The sequence below is a fragment of the Spiroplasma cantharicola genome (assembly GCF_001281045.1).
GTDB classification, from domain to species: Bacteria; Bacillota_I; Bacilli_A; order Mycoplasmatales; family Mycoplasmataceae; genus Spiroplasma_A; species Spiroplasma_A cantharicola.
On sequence record NZ_CP012622.1, the window covers coordinates 754,098 to 769,708 of the forward strand.

Sequence of the window (15,611 nt, forward strand, 5' to 3'; positions counted from 1 at the left end):
TCTCCTAAGCTGTTAAATCTAATTTTTTAAATTTATTTTTAGCAATATAATAATTAATAACAGTAAAACCTAACTGTAATAACACATAAAAATATGGTGCTATAAAATTATCGTAAGTATTTTCATTTATTTCATCTTCACTATTTAACTTGAAAATATATGTAGGCTTTGCAATAAATAAGTTATCTTGTTTATCAAAAAATATTTTACTTGAACTTTCTGGTTCAAATCAAATATCTTTTCAAGACCTTCCCCCATAATAAGTATAATTTTGTAGCATATTTGAAATGAAGTTAAATTGAAAGAAAACATTATAAGTAATTCTAGATTTTAAATAATTTGATCAGTTTTCATCTTTTATAACAGAACCATTATTAAAAATAACTAAATTATTAGTATATCTTATAAAATACTGTTCCAAAATTCTAGCACTTAACATTGTTGGAGAAAATAATTTTTCTTCTATTATGGGTCTAATTTTTGAAGATTCTAAACTTAATTTATTATTTGAATATGAGAAATAACTTTGATAAATATCTACTAAATATTTTTTGTCAAATAGTAAGTTTGGTTCTGATGAGCTAGAAACATTAGAAATATAATTTTTTCTAATATTTTGTTCATCTTCTAAAATAACTAAAGGATCAAATAAATTAGAAAACGTTTCTTGAAAATTATCATTTATGTTTATTATAAACTCTGTAAAATCTATAAAATCCTTGACAAAAAGTTTTTGTTCGTCAGTTAATGATTCCGATTCTAACTCATTTTTTAATTCATCAATTGTTAAAAAATTATATGCTAATTGAAATGAAAAAGTAACTTGATCACCTTTTCATTTAGCAATATTTGTACTGTTATTAACAGTAACTATTTTTGTAGGCTGTTTTAATTCTACTACTGTATTTTTCTTTTCAGCTATTCCCATTTCAGTTCAGAATTCCATTCTTTTTTGAATGTTTTTTTCGTTATTAAAATTAGTCTCAATAGCATTTGGATCTGTTTCAAATTCATTATTTATAAAATTATTATATATTTCAAAACTCAAATTTGAATATCTAATTTCCTTGTTTAAAATTTGTTTTTTCAAATTATAACTATCATAAATTTCATTTACTGACATACTAGTATTTGAATTTTTATATAAAAAAGTAATCTTTTTACTTTGACTTTCTTCAGATTGAATCAAAAATGTATAAGGTAAATTACTAATAAAAGTAGCTGATAAAATTAATGTCGCTATAATTGTTGAAACTTGAATATTTGATAATAAGGAAATTAATAAAAAGAAATTAATAAGAAATACACAACTAAGAAATGCATATATTAAATATACTGTTGTTAATCTCAATAAAAATAAATTTGCCTTAAAATTAACAGCCATATTTATAATGTTAATTAATAAATAGCTTATAAATATATTTATAAGCATTAATAAAATAAATGAAATAAATTGGAAAAGAAATAATTTTGACCTTGATAATTGTTGAGTAATTATTATATTTAAAGTTTTATCATCTCTTTTTACAACATAAAAATATTGTGTTAACCTTAAACAAAGAACAAATAAAATTACAAATATTGATAAGATAACATAATAATCAAATACTTGCAGAAAATTACTATTGTTCTTTTGAATTAGAGAATAACATGCTATAAAAAGAGAAAATAATAAATATAATCCGTTAAATATTAAAAATGATTTTTCTTTAATAATTGATTTAAAACTGTACTTTATTATTGAAAATCCTGGTATTATACTTTTCATAGTTTTAGAGAAAGTAATAAAATTAAACTAATAAATTTTATTACTAATACCTATTCTATTTAAAAAATAAACCTTTGTACAAAAGTTACTAGTTTAATTAAATCAATCTTAAAATCTAAATCAGAATTTATTTTAAGTTTTACTATTTTTAATGCTTTATTCATTTTTTTTACCCTTTATTTTTTCCCTTTACAATTCAACAATAATATAATTATACATAAAATAACAAAAAAGTGTAGTATTTGTATTTAAAAAGCTAATTTTAATTTTTTAAATATTTTACTTCTTAAAAACTCCTAAAAGAATAGAATAAGCTTTAGAAAATAAAAAAAACTGTTAACAAATATAAATATTAGTTAACAGTTTAAGTAATTTTTAAAAATCAAAATTATCTGGGTCTGGTCCAACTCTTTGTTGTTTTATTGTTCCTATTAATTGAATATCTTCATTAGTTAATTCAAAATCTTCAATTTGAATGTTATCAATTACTCTAACTGGTTTAGAAGATTTTGGTATTATTATATAACCTAATTGCAATGCTCATCGTAAACAAATTTGAGCCTCTGATTTATTATATTTTTTAGCCAATAATTTAAGTTCATCTACTTCAAAACATTTTCCTCTAATCATTGTTCCCCATGATTCAACTAAAATATCATTTGCTTGGCAAAATTTGACAACTTCTAAATTTTGCAAAGCAGGGTGCAATTCTATTTGATTAATTACAGGTTTAACTCGGCAGTTTTCTAATAATTCTTTTAAATGATGTACTTGAAAATTACTTACACCAATTGATTTAACTTTTCCTTGATCAAGTGCTTCTTCTAAGGCCTTTCAACATTCTAATCTATCTTCTGTTGGTCAATGAATTAAAAGCAAATCAATATAATCTATTTCTAATTCTTTTAAGATTTCATCAATTGCTTGCTTTGCTTGTTCATATTTACTATGTGAATTTCATACTTTTGAAGTAATAAATAATGTTTTACGTTCAACACCACTTTCTTTAATTGCTTGAGCAATTATTTTGTGATTATTATAAATAGATGCTGTATCTATATGTTTATATCCAGCTTTTAAAGCAGCTTTAATAGATGCAAGTGTTTCTTGTTCATCCACTAATTCATATGTTCCTAATCCTATTTGCGGTATTTCTAAACCATTATTAAATTTTAAAGTTTTATTGAGTATTTTATTCATTTTGTTCTCCTTTACTCAATATAATTATATTCTTTTATTATTAAATAATACTTTATTGTATAAAACCTTTAAACTAGAAAAAACAATTTTCCTTTTAAATGAATCTAGATATTAATTTTATAAATAACATCATTTGCTTTATTGATAAAATCTCAATTATTGCTCAAAATAATTATCTATCCTTTTCTTTATTAATAAAGTTGTTAAAGGTGCATTTAAAATACTTAGTAATATTTACTAAGTATTTTCTAAATATTTTAATTTTTATAAATAAAGCAAATTTAAACTCATTAATCTATATTGTTTCCATTAGAAGCAATTACTTTTTGATATCAATAAAAACTATCTTTTCTATAACGTTTCATATCTTTTAAGTCAAATTCATCACGATTTACATAAACAAAACCATATCTTTTTGATATCCCCTGATGTGTTGAAACTAAATCAATTGCACTTCAAGGGTTATAACCAAATAACTTAACACCATCATTTATAATTTTTGGTATTTGTTCAATATGCTTTCTTAAATAATCAATACGATACTTATCGTGAATTTTACCCTCGCTTGTTAATACATCTTTTGCACCCAACCCATTTTCAGTAATTATTATTGGTAAATTATATCGATCATGCAATGCTCTTGCAGTTAATCGAAAACCAATAGGGTCAATTTCTCAACCATACTCACTGACTTGCAAGTTATCATTTTTTGCTGATTGAAACATATTTTCTAAGTTAAACCCCATTTGTTGATCTCCTACTTTAAAATCTTGATCTTTAGTTGGAGCTTTAACACTCATTGAACTATAGTAGTTAAATGCAATAAAATTAATTTTAGCCTTTTTAAATAACTTCATTTCTTCTTCAAGAATATCAATTTTATAATTATTTTCTTTTCAGAAATTTAATAAAATTTGATCATAACCTCCTTTAACAAAGGGATCTATATAGATTCAATTTCGAATTAAATTAGCATTATGAGCTGCTAATACATCTTCAGGTTTATTGGTTTGAGGATAAACTAAAGAGATATTTGGAGCTACTCCAATTTTTGCTTTTTTATTAATGGTTTTTAACAAAAGAATAGCTTTTGCTTGAGCAACATTCATATTGTGAAACATTTGATATGATTCTTGACCATTATCAACTCCTGTAAATTGTTTTGACAATAAGTGACCAAACATAACTACCATATTTTGCTCATTTATTGTTTGTCAATATTTAACCTTATTTTTATATTCATTAAATAAGGTTTTTGCATATCTTAAATATGCATCAACTATTAGGTCCTTATTTTTTCATCCCCCTTGTTCTTCTAAATAATTTGGTAAATCAAAGTGGTGAATTGTTACAAGTGGTTCTATCTTATGTTTAATCAGTTCATCTAACAAGTTATGATAGAACTCGACACCTTTTTGATTTGGTTCTTGTTCAATTCCTTTTGGATATATTCTAGTTCAATTAATTGAAAAACGATAAGATTTAAAACCCATTTCAGCCATTAAAGCAATGTCTTCTTTATAATGGTGATAATGATCTGATGCCACTTTAAAATCAGTAATATCTTCAACATTTAATCCCTTTATAAAACCCCCTGCACTAACGTCTTGAACTGATAAACCTTTACCATCTTTATTTCACGCTCCTTCAACTTGATAAGCACTTGTAGAAGCACCTCACAAGAAATTTTTTGTTATTTTATTCATACATTATCTCCTCTTTTTTTTACTGTCTAATTCTTTTTTTACTAATATAGAAATCTTTTTGATCAATTAGCATATAGCCAATTTCTAAAGCATTAATTGCGTTGTAATATAAATCTCCAACTTCTGTTAATACTTTACTATCAGCTTTTTGACTTACTTGTAAAATAACAGAGTTAATTGCTTGATAAGATTTTTCTTTTCAATTATTAAACTCAATAATTGATTTCTCATTTTCAGTTTTTGTTTTAGCTAATTCTTCACTCAATTCTTTAACTTTTAAATTATTTTCTAAGATACTATATTTCTCTAATAATAATTTTAATTGTTCCTCACTAGCTTCTTTTTTTGAAAGTCTTGCCAACTTAGAAATAATACTTTGTTTTTTCTTTTCAAGTTTTGAAGTTAAATTATCAATTTTAGATTCTAGTAAATTAATTTTAATAAAAACTTTTTCAATTTCTTTTGAACGTATTGAATCTTCAGTTTTGATTACAGAATCTATTTTTTTAATTTCTTCTGCTAATTGTGTTTTTGCAACATTTATTTTTATTTTTTTAGCTAAACTATAGTATTTTAAAAGTACTTTATTTGCTGATTTAACAGATTTTATTTCATCTTTTCTTTCAACATACATTAAGAATCCTACCCCAGCTGCTGCTGGAATAACTCCAATATTAAGAACAAGTCATAAAACACAATTTAAAATTGCTGAGTTAGGCCCCCCAATAAAAATATTATTTGCAGAAGGCATTAATCTAACACCATTAACAACAGTTTCAACATATCTTGGTTCCATTAAAGTACCTGTAAAACCAAAGATTCCTAACCCTCCACTAGTTCTTGCTTCAATTCCCATTAAGCCAGATAATAGCCCAAAAGCACCTGCTGCAATTACACCAGCTATAAATGGTCTCATTTTTGGTAAGTTGATTCCATATAATATTGGCTCAGTTACTCCAACAATTCCTCCAGGAATAGCTGCAATAACAGTTGATCTTAATTGACCATTTTTGGTTCTAATTGCCACCCCAATTGCTGCACCTACCTGAGCAAATACTGCAATATTAACAGCCATTAAAGTTGAGAAGTGACCCGCTGCCATTGGCATAACGACTGTCATAATTACAGGAACATGCATTCCTGTTAGAACTAATGGTTGTCAAGTAGCAACGAAAATCATTACTCCAATTCCATAAGGAATTTGTGATAAGTAACCAACTATTAAAGCCATAAATTGCTCTATTAAAAATAGAATTGGTCCTAAGACAAAGAATATTGAAGTGTAAGCAATAATAACTATTAATAAAGGTCTAAATAAAACATCAATTGAAGTTGGCATTCATACTTTTATTCATTTATCTAAATGAAAGATAATAAATGCCATTGCAACATGGGGAATAATCGATGAAGTATATAAGGCTGCTTTTACAACAAAACCATTAATACTAAATAATGTTAAATCTGGTTGCATCCCTAACCCCAATGGTGCACCCGCAATTAATAATGAAAGTAACAATTGCATTATTGTTGGACCACCAAGTCATTTCATTGTATTATAACCAACAAAAACCCCCATTAATTTCAATCCAGTTTCTGCAGCAATATTTATAAATAGTGAAAATAAATCAACATTCATATCTATTGGAGCACCCGTACCAAACTTCATATCAGTAATTACATTTCCCATTACCAATAATGTTTTAAGTCCCATTAATAACCCTGATGCCATTAAAACAGGCAATGATGGCATAATTATGGCTCCAACTGCAATCATAAATCTTTTAATCAAACTTTGTTTAGTTACAGTTTTAACTTGACTCTTATTGGTACTAATACCTTGAGCAACGTTTTCAACAGCTTCTTTGACTTTATAAACTTCTCCTCCAATAACAATTTGGATTTGATTTCCAGCTCAAATAATACCCTTAACTAAATTAATATTTTTAATTGTCTCAACATCTACTTTTTTTGTATCAAGCACTTCAAAACGTAATCGAGTCATACAATTATAAACTTGTTTATAATTGTCTTTTTTCCCTACTGCTTTATATATTACTTCTGCAGCTTGTTCATATTTATTTTTAGTGTTTAATAATTTTTCAACTTGGTAAATTGTTGACTCTTCAACCATTTTTTCTTCAAAAATTAATTCACCAATTAGTTCACCTTGTTTTATAATTTTTTCACTTTTGATCTTAGAATTAAATTTTCATCCCTTAAATTCATTTAAATCAATTACCAAAGGTGTAGATTTGACAATATTTTTTTCATCTAATAATTTAAAATCAACATCTACAATTTTTGTTTTTAAATTAATAGAGTCACCTTCTTTGACTTTAACGTCAAATGGCTTTCCTTGTAAGTGAATTGTATCAAGACCAATATGCATAAGAATTACAGGACCTTGTTCACTTTTAAAATGAAAAGCATGTTTAGTGTGAAATATTTGAGCAACTGTTCCTTCTTCAAATGGCGAATAAAATTCGCTTGAAGTTGGTTCAATATAAACTCCTTCTCCCAACATATTTTCAGAAAATACGCCATCATTTAAATCTTTTAAAGGCTTAATTTTCCCATCTGCAGGAGAATAAATTTTAATATTTTTTTCCATTTATGAAATCTCCTTTCATAAAAAGAATACAATTATTAAAAATAATATATATAGAAAACAATTAAGAGTAATCTACTTTCCTTTTAGTAAATTAAATACTAATTAATTACAAAGTTGCAAAAATAAATATTTTAAAACAAAGCTTCTATATTCATAGAGATGTTTTAAATTTTTTGAATCTATGCATATAATTCTATCTTTATGTGTAAATTCATTTACTTTTGAGTGAGTACTTAGTACTAAATAATTAGTATATAAAAAATTATTTAAAAGCATCTCCACAGTTTTGGTATCTTGTCCTCCTACAATAAAAATAACAAAATCTTTTTCATCAACCTTATTTATTTCAGTAATTTGATCAAACATTTGAGTAGAAAAGAAACATTCCTTAGCGTTTCTCTTTAATAATTCAGAAAAAAATAAGGCGTCAAATTGAAATTGATATGAAGAAAAAAGATAAATTTTTTTAGATTTTTTTATTTCTTCTTTTGTTTTACTAATTTTATTTTCAAAATAGCGAAATTCTCTTATGGCAACAATTATATTTTCTTCAAATTGAGAATAACTCCTATTAGATATATTTAAATTTTGTTTAGTTTCACGATCAGATATTTCTAATTTTAATTTAAAAATTAATTCTCTATATCCTTTATAACCAAGAGAAATTGCAAACTTAGATATTGTTGATTCTGCTACATTTGCAGATTTTGATAAGTCTTTGATACTAGGTATAGATTTTGTCACAAATGATTTCATTAAAATTTTTGAAATGGCATTATTTGCTGAATTCGGGTTAATATTCATATTAATAAACAATTGATTTAACACTGATTTCATAAAATATCTCCTTAACCTAATTATGTTTAAAAAAAAAAAAAAAAAGCAATAAGTACATAATAATAAAAAATAAAAAAAATCTCTAATAAAATGAATAACTATAGTATTATTCATTAGAGATTTTTTTACTAATATTTTAAAATAAAAAGCATTAATTCAATATATTTAATTTTTTATTAATGCGTATTGTTTAGTATTATTTATAATATACTTTTTACTATATGAATTTAATCAATTCTTTATTTCCAACTTCTTTAGCTCCTAAAGTAATTTGATCTAAATCTATATGGAAATTTAAATAACCTAATTGAAAAGTCATTATTCTATCACTTCTATTGCCAGAAATATCACGTCAACTTATATTAATACCAACTTTTTTATTTGCTTTTCAAAATCAATTATTATAAACTCAAATCGTTTTTTTAGCTAAATTTGAAAAACCGAAAAAATACTCACTATCAGGAAGTTTTGCTTCATCAAACATTTGTTGTCTATAGAAACCTAAATTTTGAGAATCAAATAAACTAAAAGTTTTAACAAAATCTCCAGAATTATCATGTCCGCTATAAAATTTATCAACAATTGCATCAGTCAATTCACTTCTTTTTAAAGTCATTAAAAAGTCATCTTTTGAATTATATTCTGGATATTCATATGCATGAGAAACTCCAAACATTTTATGAAAGGCTTTTAAAGTATCTACAGTAAATTCAGATAATAAACTTAAATCCTTTGAAGGAGTTTGATCGTCACCTATTAAATAGTTAATAGCTATTCTAAAATCTGGTAGTTCATGAATATAGCTTCCCTCTGCTAAATTAATTGATAAGCCAGTTAAATTAATATAACCTAAATTAATTGATTTTTTATACTCATCTGTTTCAATAAAATTATCTTTTTCTTTATCAATTTTTAATTCTTTTAAGAAATTATCTTTTTGAATATCAAAATTTGTTTTTCATATTTCATAATTTTCTTTTGTAAAGTAGTAAGTTGATAAACTATTCTTTGTTTCTGGAAGATTTGGATCTTTTCTAAAAACTGTTTCTAGAAATAATCTTCCCTTATCATTTTTATAGTCAAATTTTATTGAATCCTCTTGATTATAAAAAGTTTCTCACTTATTTATTGTTTGCAAAAGTGAATATTTTTTCATTTCAGATGATTTATATATTAAGTCTCCTTCAAATGAAAGTGGTAAAGTATTTCCAACTTTTTCAAAATAATTGCTTTTAATGAATTCAATCATAGAATCTTTAAATCCATTTGTATTAGAATCAATTTCAAAATACTTTTCAAATTCTGATTCTACAATTCCAAAACCATCATATTCTTTTTTACCAGTAGAATTTATATTATTTCATTTTATATTTGTATGTTTTCTATCTTCTGCTTTACTAGACAAAAAATAATCTTTTGCAATATTTTGATAAAAATCATCACTTGCTACTTTTAGAGCAGTATTGTTAGTTGATGTATACTTCATATTATTGCCTAATTCAAAAGATTCTATATCTTTTTCACCTTTGTAATTAACTACAATTTTATAATTAACAATTACATTTCCCAAAAATATTTCATCTTTTTTAGTTTCTGCTTCTTGATAAGATTTAATTACTAAAGAATCTCATTCAATTATTAAATTTTTAAATAAATTATTAACATCATTTAAAATAATTTTGTATTTATTTATATTTTTTAATTTATTTAATTCTTTTGTCAAAATATCAATATCCAAAACATTTTTAATATCATGTTCAAGTTGCTGTAAATCAAACTGATCAATTTCACTTGCTTTTGCACCAGTATATTCAATTATTTTAGTTTGATTTAAAAATTTGTTTTTTATTTCTGTGTCGGGTAATCCAATTAAATTTTTATAAACATTCTCATCAAGATGCTTTTGAAAAATATTTTCTACTTCTATTTTAAACTCTTTAATTAAAGCCTCATTATTTATAATTGGATCTGGTGGTTCTGTCTTTTCACCACAAGCAACTACTGTTGCACTACTTGTAGTTACAAGACTTATAGTACCCAGCAAACTTAATAATTTTTTCATATTTTATTCCTCACTTTTTTTAACTTTATTTTTATTCTTTTGCTTCTAAAGCTTTATAAATTGATTCCATATTAATTGGTAATTTAACCAAATTTTTTAAAGGTAAATTATTTTTAATTAAATATAAAAATAAGTAATTTATTTGTCTATAGTTATCAATTGCTACTACTAATGAATTTTCATCAACATCATATTTAAAAGTTTTTATTTTTTGTTCTTCTAGAAAAGTTCTAAAATCTTTTTCATCAAATTTTTCATTAATATAAATTTTATATTTTGCATAAACATTTAATTCTTCAGCAGAACCATTAAAAATATTTTTTCCATCATCAATTATTATAAAATCATCAATTATATCTGCAATTTCATCAATATTATGAACAGTTATTACAACAGTTTTTCCTGCTTTTTTTGCTTCAACTAAAAGGATTTTAATCTTATTTCTCCAATAAGAATCCAGATTAGCTCCTGGCTCATCAAGAATAATAATTTCTGGATCTTTTATAAAACATAAAATTAAATTCATACGGTTTTTCATTCCCCATGAAAAACTTCTAATAATTTTATCTTTACTATCTCAGATATCAAAAAATTTCATTCAATATTCTACTTTAGTAACTGCTTCCTTTTTATTAATCCCCATCATGATACAAATATCCAATAGAAATTTATAAGCACTTACAACATATAAAGAAAAATCCATTTGAGTATAATATCCAATTTTCTTATTTACTAAATAATATTTTTCTGATCTTCTTAAACTATCTTCAATTTCAATATTTCCTTTAAAATTTTTAATTATTCCTAATAAAGAATTTAAAATTACAGTTTTTCCACTACCACTGCTTCCAAGTAGAGCAGTTATTCTTGCTTTCTTAATTGAACAATTTAACGGTCCAATTATTTTCTTTTTAAATCTTTTTGTATAGTTATCAAATTTTATAATTTCTTCCATTTTTAGTTAACCTGTCAAATCTAATTTTTTGAATTTATATTTTGCTACATAATAATTTATTACTGATATTGCAAATTGCAATACAATATAAAAGTATGGAGCTATAAAATTATTATATGTTTTATCATCAATATTATTTTCTTTATCAAGCTTAAATTTATATGATGGTTTAGCCATAAACAAATTATCTTGTTTATTAAAAAATATTTTACTTGAACTTTCTGGTTCAAATCAGATATCATCGTAATTTCTACCACCATAATAAATATAATTTTGAATCATATTTGAAATAAAATTTAGTTGAAAAAATATATTATAAGTTGTTCTTGACTTAGAATACATATTTCAATTTTCATCTATTATTACAGTACTATTTTCAAAAATAACCATGTTATTTGTATAACGAATAAAATAGTTTTCTAAAATTCGAGCACTTATCATTGTAGGGAAAAATAAATCTTCTTCAATTAGAGTTTTAATTTTTCCACTTTCTAAAACTAATTTGTTATTTGAGAAAGAAAAGTAACTTTGATATATGTCAATTAAGTTTTTAGTATCAAATAATTTCTTTTCTTCATTAGGCTTTGTTACATTTTCAATATAATTTTTATTAATATTTTTTGCATCATTAAATATAACAAAAGAATCAAACAAACTGTAAAATTTATCTTGAAAATTATTAAAGTTATCTAATATTGAGTTTGTAAACTTAATAAACTCTTCAATAATAATTTTTTCTTCTTTATCAAATGATTCTAATTTTATCTTATTTTCTAATTCCTCAATTGTTAAAAACTTATATTTTAATTCAAATCTAAAAGTAACTTCATCGCCTTTTCACTTTGCAATCTCTGTATTGTTGTTAGCACCATTTATTTTAGCAGGGTTTTTAAACTCCACAATTTTATTTTTTTCTTCGACAATTCCCAAGTCTATTCAAAACTGCATTCTCTTTTGAATATTTTTTTCTGTATCAAAATTATTAGTCAATGAGTTTGGATCTGTCTCATATTCATTTTCAATAAAACTTTCATAAATAGCTAAACTTAAATTTGGATATTTTAAATTTTTATTCAAAACATGGTTTTTTAAATCATAGCTATCATAAACTTCATTTACAGAGAAAATTGTATTACTTCCTTTATATATTAAAGAAATTTTTTTACTCTCTTCTCCTTGAATTAAAAATGTATATGGAAGATTACTAATAAAAGTACTTGCTAGTATTAAAGTAGCTACAATTGTAGAAACTTGAATATTAGTAAATAAAGAAATCAATAAAAAGAAATTAATTAAAAAGAAACAACTTATAAAAGCATATACTAAATAAGTTGAAGTAATTCTTAATAAGAAAAAATTAAACTCTAGTAAAAATAGCATATTTATTACATTTATTAATAAATAACTTATAAATAAATTTATAAAAATTAATAATATGAAAGAAATAAACTGATAAAAAAATAACTTTTTCCTTGAAACTTGCTGAGTAATAATTATATTCATTGTTTTATCATCACGTTTAACTACATAAAAATATTGAGTTAATCGTAAGCAAAGAATAAACAATATAACAAAAATAGTTAATAAAACATAATAATCAAAAATCAATAAAAAATTACTAATATTTTTTTGAATAACTGAATAAATTGCAATAAATAGAGAAAACAATAAATATAGTCCATTAAATATTAAAAATGATCTCTCTTTTATAATCAATTTAAAACTAAATTTTATTATCCATATTCCTGGAATTACTTTTTTCATAATTACTATCCAACTTCTATATAAATCAAATTTTTTAAAAAGTCTTAGGCTTTGACAATTCTAATCAACTTTAATAAGTAAATTAAAAAATTTATTTAAATTAATTGATAGTCCAATTAAAAACTTATTAAAAATTTTTTTAAATCTTTAATATTAAGTTTCTATATCAATTAACTATAAACTTTTAAAAAGTTCTGTTTTTATAAATTTATTAATTAAAATTATAAACATCTCTCCATTTTATGCATATTTATTATAATTTTTAAAACTGAGTTAAATATTATAAATAAATCAATACAATCTTTTTTTAGAAAGATTTCAATAAAATACCTACTAAGATATCCCAATTAACTTTTAATTTTTAAATAAAAATTTCTATTAAAGAGTCAAATTAATTTTCGACTCTTTAATTCTGTAAATTAATTTTTTTACTGCTCTAAACTACTTTTTTAAAAAGTGGTTTTTACTACTACTTAACTTAATAACTTTTTTCCGTTACGAGATTATTCTTTTAAATAATCTTATAGGTAATTTTAGGAAAAAAAAGAAAAATAGCAATGTATATAAAAATGATTTCAAAAAAATAAAATAATTTTATATAAAACATTTTTTTTACATAAAAAAATGTTTTTCTTATTAATAAATAAGTTAAACATATAAGTAGAGTTTATTAATTCAAACTTCAATTTTTGTAAATTCAAAGCAGTATTAATTTTAAATAAAAATTAAAAAAACTATTATTTAAATAATAGTTTTGTTTAAATAATAATTTATTAAATAAATTTAACTAACTCTTTATCTCCAAGTTCTTTAGCACCCATAGTAATTTTGTCTAAATTAATATGGAAATTTAAATAACCAAATCTAAAAGTCAATATTTTATTATTCATTGTTTGATTTTTACCGTTTCATTTAATATTAATACCAATTTTTTCATTTGCTGTTCAATCAAAACCTGTATTTTTTCGCTCTGAAGGTGATGATGAATCCAATGTAGCAAATACCATATAATAATATGAATTATCTAATAAATTTGCTTTATCAAATAATTTTGCTTTTGACTCTTTAAGGTATGTATGCATTAAAGAAAAAGAATCACGAAAAAACACTTGTGAACTTATATCATTGTCGTCTAAAGAATTAAAAATATCAGTCATAGCCTTAGTCATTTCAGAAGATTTTAATGTCATTAAAAAATCTTCATTTGAATTATGACTTGGATATTCATAACCATGATAAACACCAAACATATCATGTCATACTTTTAAACTATCTACAGTAAATTCAGACATTAGATCTAAAATTTGTGCATTAGTTAAATTAATATCAATAAAATAATTTATTCCTAATCTAAAATCAGGCAATTTATGTATATAAGCACCATTATCTAGACTAATTGATAAGCCAGTTAAATTAACATAACCCAAAGACATTGAACTTTTATATTCATCTGTTTGTTTAATTTTATCATCTTTATCTATTTTTAGATGTTCCTCTAAAAATATTTCTTTATTAGGTTCAAAATTTTGTTTTCAAATTTCTAAATTTGAAGTTTTAAAATAATGAGCTGATAAATTATTTTTTGTAATTGGTAGATTTGGATCATTTCTAAAAACAGTATCTAGAATAATTCTACCACTATCACTATTGTAGTCATACTTTATAGATTCTTTATTATCATAATTTTTTCATTGATTTACTGCTTGAGTTATTGAAAAATTATTCATTTTTTTAGATTTATATATTAAATCTCCTTCAAAAGAAAGCGGTAATACGTTTCCTGCTTTATCAAAGTAATTTTCTTTAGTAAATTTTATAAGAGAATCTCTAAAGCCATTTTGTGAAGAATCTGTTTCATAATATTTTTGCAACTCGTTATCTATTCTTCCAAAACCATCAGAAGTTTTTTTACTTCCTTTAATTTCATTTCAATTTAAATTTGTATGTTTTCTATCTTCTGCTTTACTAGACAAAAAATAATCCTTAGCAATATTTTTATAAAAATCATCACTTGCTTTTTTTAAAGAGTTACTATTTGTTGATGTATATGTAAAATTTTCATCAATAGTAAAAGTTTCTATATCTTTCTTACCTTTATACTGAATCTCAATTTTATAATCAATAATTACATTACCTAAGTAAAGTTCATCCTTATCATTTGATTCATAAGATAAAACCTTTAAAGAATTTCAATTAAAAATAACATTTTTTAGTAAACTATTAACATCATTTAATATAATTTTAAATTTATTTATTTTTTTCAAATTATTTAAGTCAGTTGTCAATTTGTCAATTTCTAAAACTTTCTTAATATCAGTTTCTAATAATTTTAAATCATATGGATCAATCTCTTCTGGACTTAGATTAGTATTTTCAACTATTTTAGTCCTATTTAAAAAAGAATATCTGTTTTCAGTATCAGGAAGACCAACTAAATTTTGATAAACATTATCATTAAGATGTTTTACAAAAATTTCTTCAACTTCTAATTTCAATTCCTTAATTAATTCCTCATTATCCTCAATAATAGGGCCTGGAGGCTCTGTTGTGTTTCCACAAGCAATTACTGTAGCACTACTTGTAGCTACAAGAGTTAAAGTTCCTAGAATACTTAATAACTTTTTCATATATTTTCCTCCTTGATTATTTTTATAATAATCTTAAGTATATTTTAAAGAATAAAAATAAAATAGTAATTTATATAAAAT

At 23.0% G+C, this 15,611-nt stretch carries 9 protein-coding genes; all 9 read right to left on the reverse strand.

Going from position 1 to position 15,611, the window contains the following annotated elements:
• Positions 1 to 4 precede the first annotated feature (4 nt).
• Positions 5 to 1,768: an ABC transporter permease gene (locus tag SCANT_RS03320; RefSeq protein WP_053946309.1), complete on the reverse strand. Its 1,764-nt coding sequence runs from the start codon at positions 1,766 to 1,768 to the stop codon at positions 5 to 7.
• Positions 1,769 to 2,143: 375 nt separating this feature from the next.
• Complete coding sequence (locus SCANT_RS03325) at positions 2,144 to 2,968, reverse strand: aldo/keto reductase (protein WP_053946310.1); 825 nt, start codon at positions 2,966 to 2,968, stop codon at positions 2,144 to 2,146.
• A gap of 290 nt (positions 2,969 to 3,258) precedes the next feature.
• Positions 3,259 to 4,674, reverse strand: coding sequence for a glycoside hydrolase family 1 protein (locus SCANT_RS03330; protein WP_053946311.1), 1,416 nt, complete (start codon positions 4,672 to 4,674; stop codon positions 3,259 to 3,261).
• Positions 4,675 to 4,693: 19 nt separating this feature from the next.
• Positions 4,694 to 7,285 carry a PTS glucose transporter subunit IIABC gene (locus SCANT_RS03335; protein ID WP_053946312.1) on the reverse strand — a complete coding sequence of 864 codons (2,592 nt, stop codon included), beginning with the start codon at positions 7,283 to 7,285 and terminating at the stop codon, positions 4,694 to 4,696.
• Between the two features lie 102 nt (positions 7,286 to 7,387).
• Positions 7,388 to 8,122: a hypothetical protein gene (locus SCANT_RS03340; protein WP_053946313.1), complete on the reverse strand. Its 735-nt coding sequence runs from the start codon at positions 8,120 to 8,122 to the stop codon at positions 7,388 to 7,390.
• Between the two features lie 217 nt (positions 8,123 to 8,339).
• The gene (locus SCANT_RS03345) at positions 8,340 to 10,184 is read right to left on the reverse strand and encodes a lipoprotein (RefSeq protein WP_053946314.1); all 1,845 of its coding nucleotides are present in this window, start codon (positions 10,182 to 10,184) and stop codon (positions 8,340 to 8,342) included.
• Positions 10,185 to 10,215: 31 nt separating this feature from the next.
• Positions 10,216 to 11,139, reverse strand: a complete 924-nt coding sequence (locus tag SCANT_RS05280; protein ID WP_083434219.1) for an ATP-binding cassette domain-containing protein — start codon at positions 11,137 to 11,139, stop codon at positions 10,216 to 10,218.
• A gap of 6 nt (positions 11,140 to 11,145) precedes the next feature.
• Complete coding sequence (locus SCANT_RS03355) at positions 11,146 to 12,903, reverse strand: ABC-2 family transporter permease (protein ID WP_053946315.1); 1,758 nt, start codon at positions 12,901 to 12,903, stop codon at positions 11,146 to 11,148.
• A 773-nt stretch (positions 12,904 to 13,676) separates the two neighbouring features.
• The gene (locus SCANT_RS03360) at positions 13,677 to 15,530 is read right to left on the reverse strand and encodes a lipoprotein (protein WP_053946316.1); all 1,854 of its coding nucleotides are present in this window, start codon (positions 15,528 to 15,530) and stop codon (positions 13,677 to 13,679) included.
• Positions 15,531 to 15,611 lie beyond the last annotated feature (81 nt).